The 25,689-nt window shown below is 30.0% G+C and carries 36 protein-coding genes and 1 pseudogene; 32 read left to right on the top strand and 5 right to left on the bottom strand.

The genetic code is table 11. From position 1 onward, the window contains the following. Nucleotides 1-235: 235 nt before the first annotated feature. The 5 genes from P8F83_RS03275 (at nucleotide 236) to P8F83_RS03295 (ending at nucleotide 3,998) form a co-directional block, all read left to right on the top strand. Nucleotides 236-580, top strand: coding sequence for an ArsR/SmtB family transcription factor (locus P8F83_RS03275; RefSeq protein ID WP_315107958.1), 345 nt, complete (start codon nucleotides 236-238; stop codon nucleotides 578-580). Between the two features lie 63 nt (nucleotides 581-643). Then, nucleotides 644-1,507: an aldo/keto reductase gene (locus P8F83_RS03280; RefSeq protein ID WP_326513444.1), complete on the top strand. Its 864-nt coding sequence runs from the start codon at nucleotides 644-646 to the stop codon at nucleotides 1,505-1,507. A gap of 110 nt (nucleotides 1,508-1,617) precedes the next feature. Further along, nucleotides 1,618-2,481, top strand: a complete 864-nt coding sequence (locus P8F83_RS03285) for a MerR family transcriptional regulator (protein WP_326513445.1) — start codon at nucleotides 1,618-1,620, stop codon at nucleotides 2,479-2,481. A gap of 160 nt (nucleotides 2,482-2,641) precedes the next feature. Next, on the top strand, nucleotides 2,642-2,983 hold the full coding sequence (locus P8F83_RS03290) for a PadR family transcriptional regulator (protein WP_326513446.1): 342 nt from the start codon (nucleotides 2,642-2,644) through the stop codon (nucleotides 2,981-2,983). Between the two features lies 1 nt (nucleotide 2,984). Further along, a complete protein-coding gene (locus tag P8F83_RS03295; protein WP_326513447.1) occupies nucleotides 2,985-3,998 on the top strand; it encodes a hypothetical protein in 1,014 nt (337 codons plus the stop codon). A 54-nt stretch (nucleotides 3,999-4,052) separates the two neighbouring features. On the opposite strand, the gene P8F83_RS03300 is transcribed toward P8F83_RS03295, so the two are convergent. After that, nucleotides 4,053-4,619, bottom strand: coding sequence for a TetR/AcrR family transcriptional regulator (locus tag P8F83_RS03300; protein WP_326513448.1), 567 nt, complete (start codon nucleotides 4,617-4,619; stop codon nucleotides 4,053-4,055). Nucleotides 4,620-4,760: 141 nt separating this feature from the next. Between P8F83_RS03300 and P8F83_RS03305 the strand changes: the two genes are divergently transcribed. The 5 genes and pseudogenes from P8F83_RS03305 (at nucleotide 4,761) to P8F83_RS03325 (ending at nucleotide 8,511) form a co-directional block, all read left to right on the top strand. Then, a complete protein-coding gene (locus P8F83_RS03305; protein WP_326513449.1) occupies nucleotides 4,761-6,161 on the top strand; it encodes an aldehyde dehydrogenase in 1,401 nt (466 codons plus the stop codon). 69 nt (nucleotides 6,162-6,230) lie between these two features. Next, nucleotides 6,231-6,800 carry a GNAT family N-acetyltransferase gene (locus tag P8F83_RS03310; RefSeq protein WP_326513450.1) on the top strand — a complete coding sequence of 190 codons (570 nt, stop codon included), beginning with the start codon at nucleotides 6,231-6,233 and terminating at the stop codon, nucleotides 6,798-6,800. Between the two features lie 80 nt (nucleotides 6,801-6,880). Beyond that, nucleotides 6,881-7,342: a spore coat protein gene (locus P8F83_RS03315; RefSeq protein WP_073017179.1), complete on the top strand. Its 462-nt coding sequence runs from the start codon at nucleotides 6,881-6,883 to the stop codon at nucleotides 7,340-7,342. A 155-nt stretch (nucleotides 7,343-7,497) separates the two neighbouring features. Beyond that, nucleotides 7,498-8,049, top strand: a pseudogene (locus P8F83_RS03320) (GNAT family N-acetyltransferase); the annotation flags it as partial. 57 nt (nucleotides 8,050-8,106) lie between these two features. Beyond that, entirely contained in the window at nucleotides 8,107-8,511 is a 405-nt protein-coding gene (locus P8F83_RS03325) for a GNAT family N-acetyltransferase (RefSeq protein ID WP_326514815.1), read from the top strand. Nucleotides 8,512-8,806: 295 nt separating this feature from the next. Here the strand turns inward: P8F83_RS03325 and P8F83_RS03330 are convergent, their stop codons facing one another. Beyond that, nucleotides 8,807-10,033 carry an MFS transporter gene (locus tag P8F83_RS03330; protein WP_326513451.1) on the bottom strand — a complete coding sequence of 409 codons (1,227 nt, stop codon included), beginning with the start codon at nucleotides 10,031-10,033 and terminating at the stop codon, nucleotides 8,807-8,809. 88 nt (nucleotides 10,034-10,121) lie between these two features. Then, nucleotides 10,122-10,268, bottom strand: a complete 147-nt coding sequence (locus P8F83_RS03335) for a hypothetical protein (protein WP_315107976.1) — start codon at nucleotides 10,266-10,268, stop codon at nucleotides 10,122-10,124. A 126-nt stretch (nucleotides 10,269-10,394) separates the two neighbouring features. Here P8F83_RS03335 and P8F83_RS03340 point away from each other — a divergent pair, with 126 nt between their 5' ends. From P8F83_RS03340 to P8F83_RS03425, 18 genes are all read left to right on the top strand, one after another. Continuing rightward, the gene (locus P8F83_RS03340) at nucleotides 10,395-10,634 is read left to right on the top strand and encodes a PF20097 family protein (protein ID WP_326513452.1); all 240 of its coding nucleotides are present in this window, start codon (nucleotides 10,395-10,397) and stop codon (nucleotides 10,632-10,634) included. 15 nt (nucleotides 10,635-10,649) lie between these two features. Beyond that, on the top strand, nucleotides 10,650-10,997 hold the full coding sequence (locus P8F83_RS03345; protein WP_326513453.1) for a VOC family protein: 348 nt from the start codon (nucleotides 10,650-10,652) through the stop codon (nucleotides 10,995-10,997). A gap of 6 nt (nucleotides 10,998-11,003) precedes the next feature. Then, nucleotides 11,004-11,666 carry a 4Fe-4S double cluster binding domain-containing protein gene (locus P8F83_RS03350; RefSeq protein ID WP_326513454.1) on the top strand — a complete coding sequence of 221 codons (663 nt, stop codon included), beginning with the start codon at nucleotides 11,004-11,006 and terminating at the stop codon, nucleotides 11,664-11,666. 16 nt (nucleotides 11,667-11,682) lie between these two features. Next, entirely contained in the window at nucleotides 11,683-12,168 is a 486-nt protein-coding gene (locus tag P8F83_RS03355; RefSeq protein ID WP_326513455.1) for a GNAT family N-acetyltransferase, read from the top strand. Between the two features lie 71 nt (nucleotides 12,169-12,239). Beyond that, on the top strand, nucleotides 12,240-12,770 hold the full coding sequence (locus P8F83_RS03360) for an NUDIX hydrolase (protein ID WP_326513456.1): 531 nt from the start codon (nucleotides 12,240-12,242) through the stop codon (nucleotides 12,768-12,770). 12 nt (nucleotides 12,771-12,782) lie between these two features. After that, nucleotides 12,783-13,172 carry a hypothetical protein gene (locus P8F83_RS03365; RefSeq protein WP_326513457.1) on the top strand — a complete coding sequence of 130 codons (390 nt, stop codon included), beginning with the start codon at nucleotides 12,783-12,785 and terminating at the stop codon, nucleotides 13,170-13,172. A 20-nt stretch (nucleotides 13,173-13,192) separates the two neighbouring features. Further along, nucleotides 13,193-13,360 (top strand): hypothetical protein, encoded by a 168-nt coding sequence (locus tag P8F83_RS03370; RefSeq protein WP_326513458.1) that lies wholly within the window; start codon nucleotides 13,193-13,195, stop codon nucleotides 13,358-13,360. 46 nt (nucleotides 13,361-13,406) lie between these two features. Beyond that, the gene (locus P8F83_RS03375) at nucleotides 13,407-13,970 is read left to right on the top strand and encodes a GNAT family N-acetyltransferase (RefSeq protein ID WP_326513459.1); all 564 of its coding nucleotides are present in this window, start codon (nucleotides 13,407-13,409) and stop codon (nucleotides 13,968-13,970) included. A 30-nt stretch (nucleotides 13,971-14,000) separates the two neighbouring features. After that, entirely contained in the window at nucleotides 14,001-14,453 is a 453-nt protein-coding gene (locus P8F83_RS03380; RefSeq protein WP_326513460.1) for an HIT family protein, read from the top strand. 49 nt (nucleotides 14,454-14,502) lie between these two features. Further along, complete coding sequence (locus P8F83_RS03385; protein WP_326513461.1) at nucleotides 14,503-15,060, top strand: NUDIX hydrolase; 558 nt, start codon at nucleotides 14,503-14,505, stop codon at nucleotides 15,058-15,060. A gap of 79 nt (nucleotides 15,061-15,139) precedes the next feature. Then, a complete protein-coding gene (gene dapF / locus P8F83_RS03390; protein WP_326513462.1) occupies nucleotides 15,140-16,000 on the top strand; it encodes a diaminopimelate epimerase in 861 nt (286 codons plus the stop codon). Nucleotides 16,001-16,140: 140 nt separating this feature from the next. After that, a complete protein-coding gene (locus P8F83_RS03395) occupies nucleotides 16,141-16,713 on the top strand; it encodes a Uma2 family endonuclease (protein WP_326513463.1) in 573 nt (190 codons plus the stop codon). A gap of 177 nt (nucleotides 16,714-16,890) precedes the next feature. Then, on the top strand, nucleotides 16,891-18,318 hold the full coding sequence (locus P8F83_RS03400) for an HAD-IB family phosphatase (protein ID WP_326513464.1): 1,428 nt from the start codon (nucleotides 16,891-16,893) through the stop codon (nucleotides 18,316-18,318). Nucleotides 18,319-18,502: 184 nt separating this feature from the next. Next, nucleotides 18,503-19,126 carry a class I SAM-dependent methyltransferase gene (locus tag P8F83_RS03405; protein ID WP_326513465.1) on the top strand — a complete coding sequence of 208 codons (624 nt, stop codon included), beginning with the start codon at nucleotides 18,503-18,505 and terminating at the stop codon, nucleotides 19,124-19,126. A gap of 71 nt (nucleotides 19,127-19,197) precedes the next feature. Next, entirely contained in the window at nucleotides 19,198-19,761 is a 564-nt protein-coding gene (locus P8F83_RS03410; protein WP_326513466.1) for a ribonuclease FAU-1 family protein, read from the top strand. Further along, complete coding sequence (locus tag P8F83_RS03415; protein ID WP_326513467.1) at nucleotides 19,748-20,071, top strand: hypothetical protein; 324 nt, start codon at nucleotides 19,748-19,750, stop codon at nucleotides 20,069-20,071. The genes P8F83_RS03410 and P8F83_RS03415 overlap by 14 nt, the downstream gene beginning before the upstream one ends. A 193-nt stretch (nucleotides 20,072-20,264) precedes the next feature. Beyond that, complete coding sequence (locus P8F83_RS03420) at nucleotides 20,265-20,753, top strand: RNA polymerase sigma factor (RefSeq protein ID WP_326513468.1); 489 nt, start codon at nucleotides 20,265-20,267, stop codon at nucleotides 20,751-20,753. After that, nucleotides 20,750-21,100: a zf-HC2 domain-containing protein gene (locus P8F83_RS03425; protein ID WP_326513469.1), complete on the top strand. Its 351-nt coding sequence runs from the start codon at nucleotides 20,750-20,752 to the stop codon at nucleotides 21,098-21,100. The genes P8F83_RS03420 and P8F83_RS03425 overlap by 4 nt, the downstream gene beginning before the upstream one ends. A gap of 141 nt (nucleotides 21,101-21,241) precedes the next feature. Here P8F83_RS03425 and P8F83_RS03430 read toward each other — a convergent pair whose 3' ends face one another. Continuing rightward, the gene (locus tag P8F83_RS03430) at nucleotides 21,242-22,264 is read right to left on the bottom strand and encodes an IS6 family transposase (RefSeq protein ID WP_326511720.1); all 1,023 of its coding nucleotides are present in this window, start codon (nucleotides 22,262-22,264) and stop codon (nucleotides 21,242-21,244) included. 253 nt (nucleotides 22,265-22,517) lie between these two features. On the opposite strand from P8F83_RS03430, the gene P8F83_RS03435 reads away from it, so the two are divergent. The 4 genes from P8F83_RS03435 to P8F83_RS03450 all read left to right on the top strand — a co-directional run bounded on the left by P8F83_RS03435 (nucleotide 22,518) and on the right by P8F83_RS03450 (nucleotide 25,413). Beyond that, nucleotides 22,518-23,012 (top strand): GNAT family N-acetyltransferase, encoded by a 495-nt coding sequence (locus P8F83_RS03435; protein WP_326513470.1) that lies wholly within the window; start codon nucleotides 22,518-22,520, stop codon nucleotides 23,010-23,012. Between the two features lie 16 nt (nucleotides 23,013-23,028). Beyond that, entirely contained in the window at nucleotides 23,029-23,466 is a 438-nt protein-coding gene (locus tag P8F83_RS03440) for a GNAT family N-acetyltransferase (RefSeq protein WP_326513471.1), read from the top strand. Between the two features lie 93 nt (nucleotides 23,467-23,559). Beyond that, on the top strand, nucleotides 23,560-24,042 hold the full coding sequence (locus P8F83_RS03445; protein ID WP_326513472.1) for a MarR family transcriptional regulator: 483 nt from the start codon (nucleotides 23,560-23,562) through the stop codon (nucleotides 24,040-24,042). 135 nt (nucleotides 24,043-24,177) lie between these two features. Continuing rightward, the gene (locus P8F83_RS03450) at nucleotides 24,178-25,413 is read left to right on the top strand and encodes an MFS transporter (RefSeq protein ID WP_326513473.1); all 1,236 of its coding nucleotides are present in this window, start codon (nucleotides 24,178-24,180) and stop codon (nucleotides 25,411-25,413) included. Between the two features lie 55 nt (nucleotides 25,414-25,468). Here P8F83_RS03450 and P8F83_RS03455 read toward each other — a convergent pair whose 3' ends face one another. After that, nucleotides 25,469-25,636, bottom strand: coding sequence for a hypothetical protein (locus tag P8F83_RS03455; protein WP_326513474.1), 168 nt, complete (start codon nucleotides 25,634-25,636; stop codon nucleotides 25,469-25,471). Nucleotides 25,637-25,689 lie beyond the last annotated feature (53 nt).

The raw sequence follows: 25,689 nt of genomic DNA on the forward strand, positions 1-25,689 counted from the left end.
AGAGGGTCATGAAGTATAAATACAGGCCCATGAATAAATAAGAGAGGCCCATGATACAACATGAGAAATAAGAGGTTCATGAAAATTATAAGGTGCTAAAAATAGTCAACATTAGTTCTTCGTCTCGATTTACTTTCTCAATGTTGTTAAGGTAATTAGTATTTGCTATTATGGATTAAAAGATTAAACCATTATAAGAAAATCTAATAAATTTAAATACTTAAAGGAGATAAAGATGGATAAATTAGTAGATTTAGATCAATTAGAAAATGAGTTTAAAAAATGCAGAGCTACACTAGCTGCCATTGGAGATGAAACAAGACAATTGATTATTTTATGTTTAATGAAAGGTACATTTCCAGGAATGAGAGTTGGAGAAATAACTGAGAATGTAAAATTATCACGTCCAGCTGTTTCTCATCATTTGAAAGTTTTAAAAGATGCAAAAATTGTGAGTGTAGTAAAACAAGGAACAATGAATTTCTATCATATAAATCCTACTACAAGCGATTTAAATCTACTAAAAAAACTATTTTCACAGATTGAAGCTTCTATGTTCGAGTGTTACAAATCTGAATAAAGGAGCTGAAAATAGGTAAAAATTTCATGATTTATTTATTAAAAGGAGAGTAGAGAGAGAATTATGATTAATAACGAAATAGAAGCAGTAAATGGAGTCAAAATTCCACAAGTTGGTTTTGGAGTATATAAATTATCAGAAGGTAATCATCTCGAAAGCGTAGTTGAAGAGGCAATAAATGTTGGATATAGGCATTTTGATACTGCAAAAATTTATGGAAATGAAGAAGGTTTAGGTTCTACTGTTCAAAAAAGTAAAATAGCGCGTGAAGAATTTTTTATTACTTCAAAGGTATGGAATACAGAGCTTGGTTATAACGCCACAAAAAAGGCTTTTGAACAGACTTGTGAAAAACTTAAAGTAGAATACCTAGATATGTACCTTATTCATTTTGCTGCGCCAAATTACATTGAAGCTTGGAGAGCTATGGAAGAGTTATATTTGGAAAATAAAATAAAAGTAATTGGCGTAGCAAATTTTGAGATACAACATCTTGAACGATTAATTAAAAATTCAAGGATTACTCCAATGATTAATCAAATAGAGACCCATCCAGAGTTTCAACAAGATGAGTTACACAAATATCTAGTTGATAATAATATTCTGCATGAGGCTTGGGCCCCATTAGGACAAGGAAATAAAGCATTATTAGAAAATAATATTATTAAAAATATTGCAGATAACCATAATAAAACTATAGCTCAGGTCATTTTGAAATGGCATATACAACGAGGTGTTATAATTATTCCTAAATCTTCAAATCCTAAAAGGATTAAAGAAAATTTTCAGTTATTTGATTTTGAATTAACTAGTAAAGAAATGGATATGATTAAGCAATTAAATACAGGGAAAAGATATTCACATAGTCCTACTGGGTATATGATTAATCCACTTTATAATAAACTAATGAAGGTATTTATTAAATGATTTACTAAGATATAGAATCATTCAAAATTAATATATATTTTATGTTTTTAATAAACACCCTTGACTATCCCCTTAGGTGTTAGGTTAAAGTTAAACCAGAGGTGATGAGAATGTTAATAAAAGAAGTATCAAAAGAAACTGGATTAACGAAAAAAGCTATAGAATATTACTCTGAACATGGACTAGTAGATCCAAAAGTTTTAGAAAATGGATATAGAAATTTTTTAGGTGAAGATGTTGAGAAGCTTAGAAAAATTTCTCTATACAGAAAGCTCGGATTAAATATAGCTGATATAAAAGCCGTTCTAGAAAATCAAAATCTATTAAAGGATATCGTTTATAGAAGATCATTAGAATTAGATAGGCAGCAGGAGAAACAAGAGGTATTAAAAAAATTAAGTGATGGAAGTAAACTTGAAGATGTTGAGAGAGAAATAAACTCCATCACAGCAAAAGCAACTATTTTAGAAAAATTGTTAGATATGTTTCCAAGTTATTATGGAAGATTTTTTAGTATGAACTTTTCTTATTATCTTAATGGCACAATAGAAACAGAAGAGCAAAAGAAAGCCTTTGAGGAAATAATAGAGTTTTTAGATAACAGTCCTAGTTTAGAATTTCCAAAAGATCTAAAAGATTATTTAGATGAATATACAAGCTATCTTAGTTTAAAAGATATAACAAAAATTATAAAAGCAAAAGAAGAAAATATAATAAACTATGAAGCGTTTATGGAAAATAATAAGGATATGTTAAATCAATATATTGAGTATAAAAAGACAGATGAATTTAAAAATTCACCGGAAAATAAACTTGCAGAGCTCACTAAAGAGTTTTGTAAGACAAGTGGTTATTATGATAAGTTTATCCCTGCAATGAGAAGATTAAGTTCAGAATACAACAAATATCAAGAAAGATTATCTGAAGTTAATGAAAAGTTTATTAAGGACTATCCAGAAATAAAAAATTGGTAGTTGAAGGTGCATGAGTTCCGAGATGTTGGAGTTGGAACTTAGGCACTTTTTTTATATTAATTTTGTTTATATTATGCTTAGCTCAATATAAAAATAAAATTAATATTAATGAATTGACAATAGTGTACGACATACAGTATAATAAATTTGAGGTGATTACATGGATTCAATAGATGAACTTATGGCTTCACTACTTGTTGAACTTAGAAGAGGGACATTAGTTCTTTCAGTACTTAGTCAGCTTAATAGTCCAGAGTATGGTTATTCTCTTGTTCAGAAGCTTGAGAAAAAAAACTCTCCAATAGATTCAGGGACATTATATCCACTACTTAGAAGACTAGAAAAACAAAAACTTTTAACTAGTGAATGGGATACAACTGAAAGTCGTCCAAGAAAGTTTTATGTTTTAAGTAATGAAGGAAAAGAAGTATATAAGCGTTTAAAAAATGAATGGAAAATTATTTCTAGTCAATTAGAGATATTGTTGAAAGAGGGGGACTAAAATGAATTTGATTGATCGTTATGTTTATGCCGTAACTGAGAATTTGAAGGAAGATATAAAAGAAGATGTAAGCAGGGAACTTCGCACAAATATAGAGGATATGCTACCAGATGATCCAACAGAAAATGATGTGAGAGAAGTTCTTGAAAAGTTAGGAAATCCTAAGAAGCTTGCAAGTGAATATAGTGATAGTAAGAGGCATTTGATAGGACCAGAACTTTATGATAACTATATCTATGTTCTTAAACTTGTTACGGGAATTGTTGCTGCAGTGGTTGTATGTGCTTCACTTTTAGAAAAGATATTTTCACTTTCACCTGATGCTGGTTTCTTAGGAACTGGAATTGGAATTTTTGCAGGTGTAATTTCAGCAGGTATTGAAGGTGCTATTCAAGGAGCGTTATGGGTTACAATTGTATTTGTTATTCTAGAGAGAACAGGAACAACAAATGTAAACTATGGAAAAGGAACTGGGTTTAAGAATAAATGGTCAGTAAATGATTTGCCGGAGATTCCTGTAGGAGGTAAAGGGAAAATTTCACGTGGTGAAACTGTATTTTCGATGATATTCACAGTTATATTTACTGCTTTAATATACACCAATGCCCATCTTATAGGGATTTATATTACTTCAGAAGGTAGACTTATTCTTTCTGAATCATTGTTTAATGATGAGCGTTTAAAGTTCTATATGCCTATGTTTTTAGTAGTTGCATTATTTCAGTTTGGTGTTTACGTTTGGAAATTTGTTGCTGGAAGATGGAATACCCCTCTTGCAATAGTAAATACAATATTTAATGTTGCCTCTTGTATATTGATGTATGTAATGGTAAAGGACGCTACTCTCATTAATGAAGGCTTTATAAACAAATTAACTAGTTCTATTGAAGTTGCAAGTTCTAATATCACTATAGCCTGGGAAAAAGGTATAAACATCTTTATAGCAATCTTTGTTCTGATTGCTTTATGGGACAGTATAAGTGGATTTTTAAAATCTAAGAATTTGTTAAAATAAATAAGAAAACAGCAGTTTCATTTAATTATGGAGCTGCTGTTTTTATAATTTAATTCAGTTTTTTATAATTTCATAAATGGAAGGGTTTATAGAACCAATCACAAGATCAGCAAGTTCTTCTGGAGTTTCTTTAAAACCATTTTCCATCCAATGAGTTTTTACCTGAACAAGTCCACCAAATAGGAAATACTTTATATATCCTATTTCAGTAGTAGATTTTCCATGTAAGTTCATGATGGATTTATCAAAATAATCGCTCATAAAAGGATAATAAAAGTCCATAATATTGTAGTTTAGTTTACACTTAGTAACTAGCAGCAAAAAATCCTTGGTTTTATGCCAATAATCAAAATAAGTTATGAAGATATTACGTATATTTTTTTCAGCCATTTTATCTATTTCATCGAAACAGTCTTTATATAATTTACTGACATATTCATATAGTACATTTTCTTTTGATTCAAAGTTTCTATAAAAGGTTTGGCGTGTTAAGTCAGCTTTGTTTATTATTTCAGTAATTGTGATTTTATCAAAATCTTTTTCCTTCATTAAAACTAATAGGGATTCAGTAATCCAAGATTTAGATTTTAGAGCAGTTATGTTTGTTGTTTCCTTCTTCATAAACTGTTACATTCCTCTCATTTTGTATAACTTAAGTTTAAGATATTGACCAGAGAATAATAGTAGTATATTATATTCTCAAATAAGTTACAAGTGTAACATTTTTGATGTTTATTATGGGTTGTATGAAGGGAGAGTATTATGAGTATAAATGAATTAAGTGCTAAAGATGTAGAGGTTATTTTGGAAGAACAGAAGAGGTATTTCCATACTCAAGCTACAAAAGATTTAGATTTTAGAATAAATCAGTTAAGGCTATTAAAAAAGGCAATAAAAGAATATGAACTACAAATACTAGAGGCTTTAAATATAGATCTTGGAAAACATAAAAATGAAGGTTACATGACTGAGGTTGGATTTGTTTATCACAGTATAGATTTAACAATAAAAAATATCAAAAAATGGGCTAAACCAGAAAGAAGAAAAACGCCTTTTTATTTAATGCCAGGAAGAAGTTATATAATAAGTGAGCCTTATGGTTCAGTATTAATAATAGGACCCTATAACTATCCATTTCAACTACTTGTTGAACCTTTGATAGGTGCATTATCAGCTGGTAATACAGCAGTTTTAAAACCATCTGAAATGACCCCAAATGTTTCGAGAGTAGTAAAAGAACTTATAAAAACTACCTTTAATAAAAAGTACGTAGAATGTGTAGAAGGTGGAATAGAGACAAACACTTCGCTTATAAATGGGAAATTTGATTATATATTCTTTACTGGAAGTGTTCCTGTAGGAAAAATTGTTATGGAAGCAGCAGCCAAAAATCTTACTCCAGTTACTTTAGAGCTTGGAGGAAAAAGCCCAGTTATTGTAGATGAAAGTGCTAATATAAAAGAAGCAGCAAGAAGAATCATATGGGGAAAAACAACTAATGCAGGACAGACTTGTATAGCTCCTGATTATGTATTAGTTCACGAAACCGTAAAAAATAAGCTTATTGATGAAATGAAAACTGCTATTAGAAGTTTTTATGGAGATGATATAGAGAATAATGATTCCTTTGGTAAAATCATAAATGAGAGACACTTTAATCGCATAAAAAACATGATTGATAGGGATAAAGAGGGTATTGTATTTGGTGGGAATTACAATGAAAAAGAAAGATATATTGAACCAACCTTAATAGAAATATCATCCTTAGATGCAGCAAGTATGCAGGAAGAAATATTTGGACCAGTTCTTCCTATTATGACTTATGGAGATTTAAATGATGCAATAAAGCAAATATTAAATGCCCCTAAACCTTTAGCCCTATATCTTTTCACAACCAATAAGGCTGCTATAAATAAGGTTTTAAGCGAGATCAGCTCTGGAAATGCCTGTATTAATGATACAATTATGCATACAGCTAATCCTTATCTTCCTTTTGGTGGGGTTGGTAATGCTGGAATAGGTGCGTATCATGGAAAAGATAGTTTCATTACATTTTCACATAGAAAAGGTGTACTAAAGAAACCATCAGGATTTGGGACATCTCTTATGTATCCATCATATACTGAAAAACAGTTGAACCTAGTTAAGAAGATTTTTAAATAACGGATAAAGATGGTACAATAATTGTATCGATTTTAAATATCAGAATAAATCAGAACAGGGGGTATAATAATGAAACATTTAGGAACGGTAGAATTAGAAACAGAAAGATTGATATTAAGAAGGATTAAGAGTTCAGATGCAAAGCCTATGTTTGATAACTGGGCAAGTGATGATGAAGTTACAAAGTACTTAACTTGGCCTACTCATAGTTCAGTTGATGTATCTAAAGATGTAATATCAGAATGGATTCAGAATTATTCAGATAATAAGTTTTATCAGTGGGTAATTGCTTTGAAAGATAATGTTGATGAACCTATAGGAAGTATCAGTGTTGTTCACATGGATGATGATGTTGACATGATGCATATTGGGTACTGCATAGGTAGAAAGTGGTGGCATCAAGGTGTGACATCAGAAGCTTTTAAAGAAGTTATCAGATTTCTTATTGAAGAAGTTGGAGCTAAACGTATTGAAGCACGTCATGATTCTAATAATGCAAACTCAGGAAAAGTAATGCTTAAATGTGGTTTGCAATATGAAGGTACATTAAGAAACTCTGATAGAAACAATCAAGGGATATGTAATTCTGTTATGTATGGACTTTTAGCTGAAGATTATTATAAGGAAAAAAGCAACTAGGGGGAAGTGCCATCTATCTAGTAAAACTTTATGTATGGAAAAAGAAAAGTTGCACAAAATAAAACAGGAGGTGTTTTATTATGCAAATAACTTTAAGCCAAAAAGAAAGACTGTTACTAGAAGACCTAAAGAGCCATGAGGAAATCTGTATCCTGAAATATTCAAACTATGCGAATCAAGCACAGGATACTCAATTAAAGCAGCTTTGCAAAAATAATGAGCAAATTGAGAGAACTCACTTAGATACCATTAATCAACTTTTAAATGGTACTGTTCCTCAAATGAATCAACAGCAAAATCAAAATTCTACTCAAACTCCAGAAGTAGCAAAGCAAACTCAAAGCAATATATCTGATAAAGATATATGTTCAGATTTATTAATGGCTGAAAAATATGTATCAGGAACCTATGATACAGCAATATTTGAATTTAAAGATACAGAGGTTCGTGATGTACTAAACCATATACAAAAAGAAGAACAAAAACACGGTGAATCTATATTTAAGTATATGGAAAGCAAAGGTATGTACAACGTTCAATAAAATTAGATATCATTAAAAGCACAAGAAAGTTTAGATTAGAAGTCTAAACTTTCTTGTGCTTTTATATAAAGAAGAATTATACTCCTTCATGAAAGAAATGGTATAATATACATATTGTTGAATGATAAAGAGATTATCTTATTGGGGGATTGATAATGAAACATCTAGGAACAGTACAATTAGAAACAGAAAGATTAATATTAAGAAGATTTAATATATCAGATACACAAGCTATATTTGATAACTGGGCTAAGGATGATGAAGTAACAAAATATCTTATGTGGCCTGCACATACTTCAATTGAAGTCACTAAAAGTCTTCAAGAAAGACGAATGGAACATTACATAAATGACAAGTTCTATCAGTGGGCAATCATATTAAAAGAAAATGGAGATGAGCCAATAGGAATCATCAGCATGGTTGATATGAAAGAGGACATTGATATGATGCAAATAGGCTATACTATAGGGCGAAAATGGTGGAATCAAGGAATAACTTCAGAAGCATTTAAAGAAGTTATTAGATTTCTTATTGAAGAAGTTGGAGTTAAGCGCATTGAATCACGTCATGATCCGAGAAATCCAAACTCAGGAAAAGTAATGCTTAAATGTGGATTGCAATATGAAGGTACCTTGCGTAAGGCTGATAGAAATAACCAAGGAATTTGTGACACTTGTATGTATGGACTTTTAGCTGAGGATTATTATAAGGGGTTAATGAAGATTATAAAGAAAGATCCAAACCACAGTGATTCTATATTATTAATGGAGGAATTATCTAAAACTTTAGCAAAAATAACAGGTGATAGTGGTAAAAATTCCTTTGATCCTAAAGATGTTTGTGTACCACGCTCATTATTTGTTGTTGCATATGACCATGAAGAAAAGGCAATAGGTTGTGGTGCATTTAGACCAATCAATGAAGAAGTAGCTGAAGTTAAAAGGATGTTTTCAAAAGAGAAATCGAAAGGTGTTGGAGGAGAAATTTTATCTTATTTAGAAAAAGAAGCCTATAACATGGGTTATTCAAAGCTTTGGCTTGAAACTAGAATAATAAATGAAAGAGCTGTAGAATTTTATAAAAAAAGAGGGTACCATAAAATATCTAATTATGGAAAGTATGTAGGAAATGAAAAAGCAATTTGTTTTGAGAAGATACTGAAAAATTAGTGATTTTATTTCTATTATGTTTAATAAGAAGGTAAGCACTTCTAATCTGTAGTAGCGTCTTCTCAAGCTACATCAAAGTCATTTTGATTGATAGTTATGTTTAATAAGAAGTTAACTTCTTAAATAGAAAAGTATTTAAGTAGAAAAATAGAAAAGTACGCAATTTTTTAAATATTATTTTACTAAGATGTTATGAGTATGGTTAAAAAGGAAAATTTAGCAGAAAAAGAAATAGTGGATATAAGAAACGAGCTGTCGCACTAGCTCTTTAGTGCGACAGCCTCCTTTTTAATATCTAAATATCTAACATATTAATTATGTTTTTTACACTTAACAAACAAGAGGTATATAAAAATAAAAGAAAAAAGATTATATAATCAACAAGTATTATTAAATTGATTTTAACTATTTCAGCTAACAAACCGGCAATAACCATACCAGCAGGTATTAATGCTGAGGATAAAGTTCTCTGAAAGGCAAAGGCCTTTGATCTCATATTATCAGGTACGGTAACTTGTATACTAGATTGAGTTAATGAATTATTTACTGCAAGACAAAATCCATTTATAAAAAACAATATAGAAATCAAATAGAAATTAGTAGTCAGAGAATAAAAAATCATTGTAATAGATATTATTATTCCGCTTAAAATAAAAAAGTTGAATCTTTTTTCTGTTTTTATATCAATTGCAGATAAAAGTGAAAATCCTAAAAACATTCCAGCACCATTAATAGCCATGGCAACTCCATATAAACCTAATCCTAGATTGCTGTTTTCTTTAAATAAGGGCAAAGTTAAAGTCATGGACATAGATGCAACAAAGTTACAAAAGCAAGTTAAAATATATATGTACCTTAATCCTTTTGATTTACTGATAAAAAGCAAACCTTCTTTTAAATCTTGAAAAAAGTTAACCTTTTTTGATTCGATTTCTATTTTAGGTACTATCATAAACATCTCAGAAACTGCTGATATTAAAAAACTAGATCCATTTAACAAAAAGGATATAGGAGCTCCAACAATTTGTACCAAGAAACCACCAAAAGCATTTCCCATCATGTCATCGCTTGTACTAATTAATGAAACCACTGAATTAGCTTTTAGTAGTTTAGATTTTGGAACAATATCAGGCAAAATAGAATTGATGGTGGGATTAAAAAAACATCCACAAATCCCTACAATAATGCCAGTTGAAACTACCATCCAAAGTTGTAAAAGGTCTAACTTAGCCAATATACCTGTAAAAAGTAAAGTCATGGCACAAATCATGTCACAAGAAATTAAGATGATTTTCCTATTATGCCTATCAATAAAGGTTCCAGCAAAAGGTGATATCACTATCCTAGGTACAACTGAAATCGCCATAAATAATCCCATAATGGCAGTTGAACCTGTTTTGCTAAGAATCCAAACTCTAAGAGCTATGTCATAGATATTATCTCCAAAAATTGAAAACAACTGTCCTTGTAATAATAATATAAAGTTCTGATTCCATAAAGGTTCCTTGTTTATAGTTTTCATTGTTATTTCCCCCTAGTACTTTGTAATTAAGTTAGTGCATTAAAAAGCTTCATAAAAAAATAGCAGTCTCCATTTCTTTATGAAGCTGCTATTGTTTATTTCTTTCTTTTTCATATATGTAGATATCAAGAGCTTTTATTCCTCTATGAGCAAGTTTTATAAATAAGATAAATGAGTAAATTCCCAGAGCCAATATCGGTATGTAGAATAAAAGTAATATAAGTCCACGTGCCATAAAGCCACCTCCTATAAATTTCATAAAATAATTATATCATATAACTTGGTACATATGTTAATGTTTATGTAATAATATGATTTAAATGGTATAATATTCATATCAGCAAGTGTAGGAGATGGTTACATGGTACAATGTCCATATTGTAAAAATGACATGAAAAAAGGTTTTGTAGAGGGTGATGGAAGAAACGATATAATATGGGTGGAAGAAAATAAAAAGAGAAATTTTCTTGACAATATGCTTGGGAAAAAGTGTGTAATATTAGCAAAAAGGGAATTCTGGGTAAGAAGCAGTGTTGAGGCTTACTACTGTGAAGAGTGTAAGAAAGTAATAATTGATGTACCTGATAATGAAGAGGATTAAGATTTGGAGGGAAATATGAAATTAGGTGAGGTTGGATTATTAACAAATGATGTTATAAGATTGGCAAACTTCTATAAGAAGTTGTTAGGTATTGATAATAATAGTAATGATAGTGTACATCAAACAATTATTTCTGAGGAAACTATGTTAACAATATATAATGATGGATCTATAAAAAATAATTGTAATCAAAATATTTGTATTGCTTTTTCTGTTGATAATATTGATGATGAATATAAAAAAGTAATTGAACTTGGAGTGGAGATTATAGAAAAACCTAAAATACGTCCATGGGGGGCAAGGAACATGAGCTTTTATGATCCAGATAAAAATATAATATATTTACGTAGTATAGTTGAGTGAATTGATTTGGATAACTTTTATAAAGAATTAGTTGAACTTTTTGAAGAGAATTCTGATATAATGTGGGGAATTTCAAATATTGATTTCAGTGGATATAAGAAGGTTTATAAATGTTCATTAGTTATGGCAATACCACATAAAGAAATCATAGAAATAAGCAATTATAAGGAAGAAAAGTTTGAAAAGTTGATAGACGAAGCTAGAAACAGGATTAATGTAATTTTAGAAGACATAAAAGAAATATTAGAAAAATATAAAATTAAATACTATGTACCACCAGTTGCTCAATCAAGTGAAGAAACACTTGTTGCACCATTTTCATTTAAGTTTGCAGCTATTAATGCTGGACTTGGATGGATAGGGAAAAATGGAGTTTTGATAACAGAAAAGTATGGTCCAAGAGTAAGACTTTCCTCAATACTTATAGATTATGATCTTCCTGTTGGTACGCTTATAACTAAAAGCAAATGTCCAGAGGAATGTAATTTATGTGTAGATATTTGTCCATACAAAGCTTTGATTGGACATACTTGGAACATTAATTCCAAACGTGATGAATTGATTAATTATAAGTTGTGCAATGAAAAAAGAAGCTTTTATTTAAAAACACATAATAGAAAAAATTCCTGTGGATTATGTATGGTTGTATGTCCTGTTGGGACAAAATAAGAATGGAGTAAATATTATGAGAATACAAACAAAGCGAATAAAGATAAGAGACTTTGAAAGGAAGGATGCAGATAATCTTTATAGAATCGTTAGAGAAAAAGATATTCTTAGATTTATGCCTGATTGGGCAGAAAATGGAGCTTCGCCTAAAGAGTATTTTGAATATATTGATTGGCATCAAACTCAAAAGGATTCAACGGATATTTATGAAAATAAAAGATATGTAATAGCATTACCTGATACTGATGAAATGATTGGAATGGTAGGCATGGGACTCGAAGATACATTAAATGAGATTGAGATCGCTTATTTTATGAGTGAAAAATATAAAAACAAAGGATATACAAAAGAAGCTGTAGAAGTTTTAGTAGAATGGTGCTTCAAGGTATCAGATGTAAACTACCTTATTGTGACTATTGATTGTGCCAATATCCCTTCATGTAATCTTGCCGAGAAGTGTGGGTTTGAACTATTTGAGAAAAAGAACACCGATAGGACATAGGCAACCGAATATGGAAAGTGATAGCTATTTTTATTATAGAAAATACAGAACTTTATAGGCAGGTGAATAAAGTGCTTTTTAATTATACATTAGGAATCAAAGAGGAATATGAAAAGACAAAAACAAATTATAGGAAAGCTGTAAGAGCAGTTATTTTAAAAGATGATAATATTCTCCTGGTACATACAAACAAAGGGGATTTTAAATTTCCAGGTGGAGGAATGAACAAAGAAGAAAGTCAAGAGCAAACATTAATAAGAGAAGTTAAAGAAGAAACTGGATATATAGTAGGAGCTGTAAAAGAAAAAATAGGAGTTTTTATAGAAAGAAGTTTAGATAGATATAGAAAAGACTTTGTTTTTGAAATGATTTCTACTTATTATTTATGTGAATTAACTGATGGCATAGCTGATCAAGAATTGGACGACTATGAAATTGAACTAGGATTTAAACCTATTTGGGTAAATCTTAATGAGGCAATTCATGTAAATGAGGAAATAATTAAAAATGATAGTTTAGATATAAATAAATGGATATATAGAGAAACCAAGGCTTTGAAGGCTGTTAGGGAAAACTATGATAGTTTGATTAAAGGTAAATAAGGTGGAGGCAAGATGTTAGATAAAAATTATATAATTAAGATGCTTAATGATTTAAATTTGCCACCAAGTGAGTATTGGATAACTTCAGGTTCAGCATTAGTAATGCATGGAGTAAAACAATATACAAAGGATATTGATTTAGGATGTACAAATAGTTTATGGGATTTCTTTTTACAAAATGGACATATGTTTAGGGTTGGAAAAGACAATTCTAAAATTATGCAAATAAATGAGTATGTAGAAGTAATAAAAGAATACCATGTTGAAGAAATAGAATTTGTTGAAGGATTGCCTACAGGTAGCTTAAAGAGTATCAAAAAGCAAAAAGAGAGGCTAGGAAGAGAAAAAGATATTATAGATATTCGACTAATAGACGAATATATTAAAAAAATAGATGCTTGATATAAAATTGGGGGGATTACATGTTTATTGGAGGATGGTCTGTTTTATTTGGAATATTTATTTTTTCGTTTTTATATTCAATTTATAAGATTGTCAATAAAGAAAAAGGTAGTATTCTTTGGATTATAATAACATCAGTGGTTGCAATGTTTTTATTTAACGTTGTTTATGTTATTAATGGGTTATGACCCAATGAATATTTGATATATTATTAATTTTTATAAGGAGAAAACCATGGATAAAACAAAATTATTTTCAGAGTTTCCACTTATTAAAACAAGTGAAATAACTCTAAGAAAGATAGAAAAAACTGATTTAGATGAACTTTATTTAATATATAGTAATGGGAATTTATTTAAATATAGGCCTGGTTCCACAAAAAAGAATAAAGCTACAGTTGAAAATATGATTACACATTTTGAAAGAGATTTTGGTAAAAAGAAAACCATATTTCTTGGAATTTGTAGTAATGAAAATCCGGAGAGAATCATTGGAGTTGGGGAGATATTTGATTTTGATGACAAGGTAAATATGGTTACTGTTGGATATACTTTAAATGAGGAATACTGGGGAAAAGGTTTTGCAACTAAGGCAGTGGAGGCAATGAAGGATTATTTAATAAATGTAATTGGAATAAATAGAGTACAAGCTTTTGTTATGCCCGAGAATATTAAGTCTAAAAATGTATTAGAAAGAAGTGGATTCACAAAAGAGGGTACTATAAGACAAGGAGAAGTTTGGACAGGTAAAGGAGTAGTTGATTTAGATTTATATTCATTTTTAAAGTCTGATTTGTAAAATAGATTTTTATTTAATGGAGGGATAGATATGGGATGTTTAATTTGTGAGAGAATTGAAATGATAAAACAAAAGAGTAATCCATATTTTGTAATGGAACTTGAAACTGGATATGTGGTTATAGGAGATCATCAGCATTTTAAAGGATATACATTATTTTTATGTAAGCAACATGTTAGTGAATTACATGACTTGCCTAAAGATTTTAGAGTTAAGTATCTCGAAGAAATGAGCATTGTTGCAGAAGCGGCATATAATGCATTTAAACCTGAAAAGATGAATTATGAATTGCTTGGAAATGGAGATTCTCATGTCCATTGGCATCTATTTCCTAGGGTTACAGGAGATACACCTAAAAAGGGACCTGTATGGTGGCTGCCAAGAGAAGAGATGTATGATGACTCAAAGCGTATAAAGGGCAATGACCTTAGTAATATGGTAGAAAAGCTAGAGAAAGAACTTAAGAATTTAATGGCAAAATAAAGCTTGCTTTAATATAATGGTATTCTCAATAATTTAAGGGAGAAAGTACATGGAAAACTTTAAATGGGAGATATTAAAATCTGAACATATTGTTAAGGATAGATGGGTTTCTCTACGTGCAGATACATGTAAAATGCCAAGCGGAAAGATAGTTGAGCCCTATTATGTGTTTGAATATCCAGCTTGGGTAAATGTTGTTGCAATAAGTAAAGAAAAAGAAGTTGTACTAGTTAAGCAATATAGACATGGAGCTCAAAAAACTCTTTTAGAATTGCCATCAGGAGGGGTTGAGGTAACAGATAAGGCACCGGTTGATGCTATTAAAAGAGAATTAATGGAGGAAACAGGATATACAGCTAAGGAATTTATTCACACTTGTACTATTTCTGCTAATCCCTCAAACCATAATAATCTTACTTACTGCTTTCTAGCTTTAGATGCTGAATTAATCTCAGAGACTGATTTAGATGAAACAGAGCAAATAGAAGTTGTTTTAAAACCTTTAGATGAGGTAATCTCTGATCTTAAGGAAAATAAGTTTTTGCAAGCTTTAAATGTTACAGCTTTATTTCATGCATTGATGCATATTAATATGATAAAATTTTAATATAAATACTTAACACCGTATTATTTAAGAAAATTTTACGGTGTTTTATTATAGAAATGTAGATTGGGGAGAACTTGATATGAACAATTTTGTAAAAACACATGGATTAGGAAATGAATACATAGTTTTAGATGAAGAAAGTATAAGTTTTAAGTTAACTGAAAAAGCCATACAAAGAATATGCAACGTGAATTTTGGAATAGGATCAGATGGGGTTTTACTTAAAGTGAAGTCAGATAAAGCAGACTTTGGGTTAAAGATTTTTAATCCTGACGGTTCAGAAGCAGAAAAAAGTGGAAATGGGTTAAGAATATTTTGCAAATATGTTTATGATTATGGATTTAATAGTAATAAAGAATTCACAGTTGAGACAAAAGGCGGAATAGTTAGAGCTAATATAGTTGAAGAAACTTCAAGTAAAAAGGCAAAGATGATATCAGTTGATATGGGTAAGGCAAACTTTAACTCTAAAGAAATTCCAACAAGTTTTATTACGGAAGAAGTAGTAGGAGAAAAGTTACAAGCAGATGATAAGGAATATGAAGTAAACTGTGTATCTATGGGAAATCCTCATTGTGTAATCATTAAAGATAAGTTAGAGATAAATGAAATAAAAACCTATGGTAAGCTTATAGAAAATCATGAGATGTTTCCTAATAGAACTAATGTCCAGTTTGCAAAAGTTTTATCAAGAAATGAAGCTGAAATTCTTATATGGGAAAGAGGAGCAGGTTTTACCTTAGCATCTGGAAGTTCTTCCTGTGCAGTTGCTAGTGTTTTAAAAAAGAAAAATCTAGTTGATAATGAAATAAAGATAAAAATGTTGGGGGGAGAGCTTATTATTGAAATAGATGATGAGTGGAATGTAAGAATGACAGGCGAAGTTAGGCAAATAGCAGAAGGTATTTTAAGTGATGAACTTATTGAGGACTTTAGTTAGGTTTTTAATAAAAATTATTGGAAATACTAAGAATAAAAATTACCATTAGTATAATAAATTATCTATTATTATGCTACAATAATATTATTAAGAAAGTATATGCACTTTGCTTATAATTCTAATAAAATGGAGGTGTTAATTTGTTAGTAAATCATGATAAAACCTATACATATAAAGACTATTTAAATTATGATGAAGACGATAAGTTTGAAATAATAGATGGTCAAATATATAATATGAGTCCTGCACCAAGTAGAGTACATCAAGAAATAATATCAGCCTTAGTAGTTGATATAGGAAATTATATAAAATCTAATAAAGGACAGTGTAAGGTTTATCCTGCTCCATTTGATGTTGTATTAAAAGATGAAGAAGAAGATACAATAAATAGTAAAAATATAGTTCAACCTGATATATCTGTTATCTGCGATAGAAGCAAACTTACAGATAAAGGATGTACAGGATCACCAGATATGATTGTCGAGGTTATATCTCCATTTAATCCTAGTAATGATTACGTAAGGAAACTAAATTTATATGAGAAGTATAAGGTTAAAGAATATTGGATTATAAATCCCATGAGAAAAAATATATTGGTCTATACTTTAACGGATAATGGATATGATGCACCTCTTACTTATACGTTTCAGGATAAGATTAAAGTTAATATTTATGAAGACCTTGAAATAGATTTTAAATCTATAGAAATATAATTTTAAATTTGAATTAAACACTCTATTATTCAGGAATGGATTATAGGGTGTTTTTTCTATACTAACTGTAATTATATTTTAAAAGACTAAAGTAACCACATGGATTAAATGGTATAATATCCATATTATATATGAATATTAGAAATATAAATTATTATTTTGTGATGGGGTGATGAAATGGATTTAAGATTAAAGTTTAATGAAGACCCATTAAACTATGACAAGTATAGACCAACTTATAGTGAAGAATTATTTAAGGATATTATTGATTATGGGGAATTAAATAATTCTAAAAGTTCACTTGAAATTGGGATAGGAACAGGACAAGCGACTTTACCAATTTTAGAGGCAGGCTGTAGTGTTAGGGCCATTGAACTTGGAGAGGATTTAGCTAAATATGTTAAAGAAAAATTTTCTTCCTTTAGGAATTTCGAAGTTCAAAATATAGGTTTTGAGGACTTTATTAGTGATAAAAATCAATATGATCTTGTATACTCTGCAACAGCATTTCATTGGATACCAGAGGATATCGGATTTAAGAAAGTTTATGATTTACTAAAGCCTGGTGGAACAATAGCTTTGTTTTGGAATCACCCATTTGTAAATCGTGATGATGATAAAATACATAGAGAAATCAGAAAAGTGTATAAAAAGTTTAAACCATCAGATAAGGAACTTACTGAATTTAATGAAGATTCTTGCAAAAAATATACACAAATATTAGAGAAGTACGGATTCACAAATATAAAAAGTAAGATTTACAGAAAAACAAGAAAATTAAAAGCTAGTGAGTACATATCTCTTCTAGAAACTTATTCAGATCATAGACAGTGTGCTGAGGATTTAAAAAACAATTTATATAATGGAATAGCAGAGGCTATAAATAAGTTTGGAGGCGAAATTAATATTTATGACACTATGGACTTGTACTTAGGGAAAAAGCCTTTAAGTGATTATGAAATTAAAAAACATAAACTTGTTTGTTTTGATTTAGATGATACATTGATTAGAGAAATACATTCTGTAATGTTGCCTTGCATTTTAAACGGCATGGAAAAAGAACATTCCTTAATACAGGAGAAAGAAGAAGAAGGCAAAATTGATTATATAGAGGCAGATTATCTTAGAGCAAAATTACTTTTGGGATTACAGGAAAGTAAAATTAAACATTCATTTCTAGAGATTGTAAAGCCACTAAAAAATATTAGAAGTGTAATTGAATTATTACATAGCCAAGGTATTAAGTGCATTGTAATTACTGTAGGGCCAAAACAAGTAGCTAAAGTTGCATGTGATATTTGGGGCTTTGATGGCTATTATGGAAGTGAGTATGAAGTCAGAGATGGGATATTCACTGGAGAGATTATAAATTATATTAAATCAGAAAATAAGATTGAGTATTTAAAGGATTTTTGCAAAAGAAATAATATAAATCCTGAAGAATGTATTGCAGTTGGTGATGGATCAACAGATATTCCCATGTTTAATTTTTGCAGTAAATCTATTGCTATAAATGCATCTAAGAAGGTTAAAGAATATGCAAGTTATGCAGTTGATACTGATGATTTGATGGATATTATGAAATATATTAGGCGTGAATGTTAATAAAATTCATCAAAGAGAAAGTTAAATGGACTTATTATATTAAAAGAATTATCTAGAATTGGGTTCATGATGTATATCAAGAGGCCCATCAAAACATAAAAACTAAAAGAAGTATTGGATATATAGGAACTGATATCGAAAAAAAGTCCATCAGAATATGAGTTATATAAAAGAGGTGTGATATATGAAAAGTTCTAATAAAGGAATTCAGTATGACAAGATGATTCAAGAGAAATCAGATGATGAACTTGGATTATTTGATAAATATCAAGAAACTTTTGTAAAGATAAGAGAGAAGATCTTAAGTTATGAAGTGAAAACTATAGTTGATTTTGGATGTGGGACAGGTAATCTATGTGGTCCATTAAGTGAAAAGATAAATGTTATTGGTATAGATAAAAATATTGAAATGATTGAAGTCGGTAAAAGGAAATATCCTAACATGAGCTTTGCTAAAAGCAGTATTTTTGATGCACCTATCATAAATCAAAGGGCTGATATCGCAGTATCTTCATATGTGTTACATGGATTTAATGAAAAAGAACAACAACAAGTTCTTTCTAATATGTTATCAATTAGTGATAATAATAGAGTTATCTTGATAGATTTCATGTTTGAAAATATGCACCTTAAAAAAGAGCGAAAAGAAAGCTTTCTCAGAAATGATAGAGATGATTTGTGGGAGTTTATAGAAAGTAAGAACTTTTTTATAGTTGAAGATTTAAGAAAATACATAGAACAGATGGGCCTAATGATTTCTTTTGAACATGTAGGAAATTTTACATGGATTGCTGAGATTAAGAAATAAAAATATGTGTTATATGAGTTTCTAGACGGGCCCATGAAAAATATGATATTCATATGGTTGGTGAAAACAAGATGAAGAAAAAGAGACTTATTTATGATGAATGGACAGGAATAACATCAAAGAGATATACACAATTAAATATTGATAATGAAGTTTTTAAAGGTATTGCTGCTATGTTGTACATAGATAAAGTATCAAAACCTTATATATGGAATTTTAATGGTGAAGAAATCATAGTGTGTGATAGTGGGATGAAGTGGCTTCAAATGCTATCAGATGATGGTGCATATATTATTACATCTATGATAAATATGAAAAATGAGATTGAGTTGTGGTATATAGATATAATTGCAAGTCATGGAATTGATGAGGATAACGTTGTTTATTTTTATGATTTGTACTTAGATTTGATCGTATATCCTAATGGAATTATTAAAGTTGATGATATGGATGAACTTGTTGATGCCTTTGAACAAAATATAATAACAAAAGAGTTATATGAGCGTGCATTAAAAACAAGTGAGAAATTACAAAATGGAATTTTAAAAGACATACATCAATTAAAAAAGTTGTCCTTAAGTTGCATAAATGAACTTGAGAAAAAGATTAAGAGGTTTTATAATGAGAAAATATAAAAAGATATTGGCATTTGTTATATTGCTTATTGCAATAGGGCTTGTCACATATAATATTGATTCAAAGAGGATATCAAGAGAGGAAAAGCCTATATTTGTTGTACCAATACTTGTAGCAAAAGATGGAGGAAGTACCGTATATAGAGGTCTAGGATATAAGGCTATTAGATGGAATACGATCAGTATAAGACAAGTTGATGGTAATGAAGTTCAAGGATTTATGACTGGATATGAAATAAGTACCATGTTTAACTCTCAAGATATTAATGATGGGCCTAAGAAAGATTTGAAATTTGTAATAAATGAATAAAAGTTATTTTCATCGATGGTTTTGAAATGAAAGTATATGAAGAGGATCACCATGAATTAAGATAGTAGTAACCTAAATGGGTGCTGCTATTTTTTGCTTTGTAGGTTAAATTAATAATATAATAAAAATTTTTATAAAATGAGTGTAATATTTTATGGCTTAATGTGACTTATTATATGAAAGGGGGATTTCAGTGAATAGTATAGAAAATTTGTATTTAGAATATAAACAAGATGTATTTAACTATTTATTAAGTCTCACTCACGATCCTGCACTTTCAGAGGATTTACTTTCAGAAACATTTGTTAAAGCCATATATTCAATCGGGGGATTTAGGGGGAATTCGTCAATTAAAACTTGGTTATTTGGTATTGCACGGAATTTGTGGTTACAAAATTTAAGAAAATATAGAGTAACTGTGGAGTATAGTGATCTTTTGGAGGTATATGTTACGGATAATATTTTTGAAAATTTTTATACAAAGCAGATATATGAAAGAGTAGATGAGCTACTGAAAACTAAGGATATACAAGTGCAAAAGATTGTAAAGATGCGTGTTGAAGGTATTAGTTATTCTGAGATATCAGATAGAATAGGTATTTCAGAAAATTCAGCAAGAGTAATAGACTTTAGAACTAAAAAATGGCTTAAGGATATGTTAAAAAAGGAGGGTTTAACTTGAAGATTTCTTGTGATGTTGTAGCTGATTTAGTACCTCTTGTGATGGATGGAGTTGCAAGTGAAGATACTGCTTATTTAGTTACAGAGCACCTAAAAAATTGTGAAAAATGCAGAAGTGAATATGAAAACAATATTGTATTACATAAAATAGAACCTGATGATAAAAAAGTGGTGTCTTCAATTAAGAAAAAGTTGTTTTTTATATCATCAGCCTTGTTATTAGTTGGAGGAGCTATTGGACTTTCATTAAATAAAAATTCATCATTTAATTTTATTCCTATTATAATTAGCGTGATTGCCATCCTTTTGGTAGGTACATTGATATTTAAATTTAATCGATTCTGTTAGGTTGTTATGAAAAAATAGCTTAACATTTCGTAGAATTACTCGTTCTTTGAAAATTATATAAGTTTGAATAAATTTTTGTATGGCAAATAAGCCTACAAAAAGTTAGATTTTTGCAGGTTAATCAAAGATATTAAGTTGAGATTAAGCAGCGACAAACCAAGATTTACGATCAATGCTATTGCTAGCGAAGCCTGCAACTTCAGCAGGTGTGAGATTATTTAATGAACCATGAGGCCTAATGAAATTATAGTGAAAGACAAATAAGTATATTAAGTTATTTGCTTTCTCAAAAGAGTTAAACCCTTTTTTAGCTTTATACCAAGCTTTAAATGTTTTGTTAAAAGACTCAATTAAATTGTTTGATATGTCGCTAGACATAGGAGCAACAGGCACATGCTTGTTTTCGCCCAATAGCTTCGCTACAGCTTGGTTATATGAAGGTAGTCTATCAGTTATAAAGTTTGATGGCATTCCAAATTGTTTAGCTTGGTTTACTAGTGTAAATGCTGAATCCTCACTACGTGATTTGGTTAGATGAAAAGCTAAAATAAATCTCGTTTCAGAGTCAATAGCTAACCATAAATAATAGCGTTCACCATTTATAAAGACCACTGTTTCGTCAGCATGCCAATCGTCAGATTGGAGATCTAGCTGCTCTTTAAACTTATCAGCTTTTTGTTTGAAAAAAGGTGCAAACTTTTGAGTCCAACTAGCTATTGTGACATGAGAAACCTTTATATTTGAAGTTACGAAAAGGAACTGTGAAATAGTTCTTGTTGATGAGTTGTTTAAAAAATATAAAGTTAATGCAGTCAGAATAGTATGGAGTGGAAAACGCATACCTTTCATAGAAAGGGAACCGGTTAGGTTTTCACTGGAGGCATCATCTATATTTAGGTTATGGTGATGAACAATGATATGATTGCACTTCTTATTACCACATTTATAGCGATTATAGTGTTTATAGATGTGATGCAAGAAAGTTGCTTTACCACACTTTGGACATCTTGGATATTTAGATGTTACCCGCTTTCTGACGGAGTCAGGTGCGAATTGTCGCTTACACTTTTTACATTGATATTTTTGATTAGCCTGCTTATCTAAACCAAACTTATATAGTTGGTCAGAGTTACAACGAGGACATTTTACTTTTGTTTTGTTCATTGCGCTTCTCCTTTCAAGGGGGACATTTAGTTCTAGTCAAACTTATTGTATTTCCTAGGATTGAGAAGAGCAATGTTCATATAACTTAACAGAACGATTTAATCTAAAAGGAGATGATAATATGAAGAAATTTTTTGTTGGAAGAGCCATTGGTACTGCTATAGTTTTTGGAATAATAGGAATTTATTTGTTAGTTAAGTATTTAATACAGCTTTTTTAGTGTTATAATTATCTTTATCAAGGAGTGATAATAATGATTATAAGAGAAATTAAAGGTGCAGATGGGGAAGCCTTTTGGGAAATGCAATCTAACCTAGATAAAGAGACTAAGTATATGCTTTTTGAGCCAGATGAAAGACCTAAAAATCTAAACTTAATTAATAATCTTATTCAAAACTCATTGGAAGGGAAGAACTTATTATTAGTTGCTGAGGATGGAGACGAAATAGTTGGGTTTATATCTGCTCAGAGGGGGACTCTTAACAGAGTTAAACACACAGCTTATATAGTTGTTGGAATAAGGAGAGAGTTCCAAGGGCAAGGTATTGGAAAAGAATTTTTCAAAAGGTTAGACTTATGGGCAAAAGATAAAGGAATAACTAGGCTTGAGCTTACAGTAATGTGTCCTAATACCGTAGCAAAAAACTTATATGAGAAAAATGGTTTTGTAGTTGAGGGTATTAAAAAGAATTCAATGATTGTTGATGGGGAATATGTAGACGAGTTTTATATGGCAAAATTGTTATAAGTGAAGGGGGAGCTAAATGATTACTATAGAAAGAATTACTAGAAATGATGTTGAGGAGCTTTCAAAATTATATGAGGAACTTTTAGATAAAAAAAGTAATCTAGAAAGTTTTTATAAGACTTTTGAGAAGATTAATTCATATGAAAGTTATATTTTAGTTGGAGCTAAGGATGAAAATAATAAAATAGTTGGTACAGTCATGGGAATAATTTGTTATGAGTTAAACAGTGATTGCAGGCCCTTCATGGTTATAGAAAATATTGTAGTTAGCAGTGAATGCAAGGGACAAGGTGTTGGAAGAAAGTTAATGACTTTTATTGAAGATGAAGCAAGAAAAAGAAATTGCAGTTTAACCACGCTTGTATCTGGAGATAAAAGAAAAGGAGCTCATAAATTCTATGAGACAATGGGTTATGGAAAAGAACTAGTTAAGGGATTTAGAAAGTATTTGTAAGTTAAATATTTCCTATTAAAGTTGCACCTTATTGAAATAGAAATGAAAATCTAATATAATATGTTTAATATATAGCATGTAGGAGGATATGTCATGGATAAAGAAGAACAGGTTCTAATGGGTCTAAGGAATTTAGTTAACAAAATGTCTTGGATTAATAAACCTAAGATGGAAAAACGTCTTGAGGGTTATAAATCTTCGGAAGTTCATTGTATTGAATACCTTGGGAAAAATACTGATTCTAATGTGACAAGACTTGCAGAATCTTTCTATATGACTACAGGTGCTATAAGTAAATTAACTAAAAAACTTATAAAAAAAGGTGTTATCGAAAGTTATAAGAAGCCTGATAATAAGAAAGAAATCTATTTTAGACTAACTAAAGAGGGCCAAAGGGTTTTTAATATCCATGAGGAACTACATAAAGAGTTTCAAGAGAGAGATAAAAGTATATTTGATCAGATGTCTAAGGAACAATATGATAGTATGATTAGTTTTATGGAGAGTTATAGCAAACATTTAGATGAAGAAATGAAAAAGATAGATGAAGATAGTGAAGTAGAAAAATTTGAATAATGGAAATGTAGCAGCCAAACTTTATTTAAGGTAGGCTGTTTTTTTATTGGAGGTTTTTTGTTGACAAGGAAGGAAAAAGTTGATAATATAAAATTACTTCCCAGGAAGAAATAATTGATATTGAAAGGAGAACTAATGTTTAACTTTAAATCACAAAATAAACAATACATAGAACAAAGTGTAGATAAAAATGCTTTAATATTTGGACTTATATCTGTATTTCTTTGCGGAATAGGTTTTGGTATCATATCACCAGTTGTTCCGTTTTTGGTACAACCTTATATAGCTAATCCTGAATATCAAGCTATAGTTGTTACTCTGTTAACCTCAGTTTATGCAGCTTGTGTATTTTTTGCTGCTCCTGGTCTTGGGGCCTTGAGTGATAAATATGGACGCCGTCCAGTGCTCTTAGTATGTCTATTTGGTTCCTCAATAGGATACTTAGTTTTTGGACTTGGAGGAGCTTTATGGATATTATTTGTAGGACGAATAATAGATGGTATAACAGGAGGAACAATAAGTACTATATTTGCATATTTTGCAGATATAATTCCTCCAAAGGATAGAACTAAATACTTTGGATGGGTGAGTGCAGTTGTAGGTGTAGGAGGTGTTGTTGGACCAACTTTAGGAGGGTTACTTGCCAAGTTTGGTTATGCGGTGCCAATGTATTTTGGAGCAATAATAACTTTATTGAATGTTATTTATGGATACTTTTTTATGCCTGAAAGTCTTGATAAAAATAATAGACTTAAAGATATTCGCTTTGTAAGATTAAATCCATTTACTCAACTTACAAGTATACTTTCTATGAAAAGTTTAAAAAGACTGCTTATCTCAGCATTTTTACTTTGGATACCAAATGGATCTTTGCAGGCAGTTTTTTCACAGTTTACAATGGATACCTTTAGCTGGAAGCCGGCAGTAATAGGACTTATGTTTTCAATTATGGGACTTCAAGACATAATTTCTCAAGGCTTTATAATGCCGAAGCTTTTTAGGAAACTTGATGATAAACAGATAGCTATTCTTGGTATGGCTTCGGAGATTATAGGTTATGGTCTTATTGCAATGTCAGCTCTACTATCATTTTATCCACTTCTTATTGTTGGAATGTTTATCTTTGCTTTTGGGGATTCAGTCTTTGGACCATCATTTAATGGTATGTTATCTAAATCAGTAGATTCTAGTGAGCAAGGAAGGATTCAAGGAGGTAGTCAATCTATTCAAGCTTTAGCTAGAATGATTGGACCTATAATTGGAGGTCAACTTTATGTATCAATTGGTCATGCCTCACCAGCCTTTATGGGTATGGTTCTTATAGCCATAGCAATACCAGTTTTATATAAGAGAACTGCTGTAAATATATAAATTAGATGGTTTCAGAACTTGTACTAAAGTTTTGAAACCATCTAATTATATTTACTTAAAAATTTCTATCACGAGTCTTTTCTTCTATGTAAAGGTCTAAAGCTTTAATTCCCCTGTGAGCAAGTTTTATAAACAAAATAAAACAATATATAGATATTCCAAACATACCTATAAGTATAAAAATATTGATAAAGCTAAACATTATAAATCCTGGATTGCCCATTAAATATCCCCCTTTTTTATAGTTATTATATATTATATGATGGATAGGAAATT

It is taken from the genome of Clostridium intestinale, from assembly GCF_035905475.1.
In the GTDB taxonomy this organism is placed as follows: Bacteria; Bacillota; Clostridia; order Clostridiales; family Clostridiaceae; genus Clostridium_T; species Clostridium_T intestinale.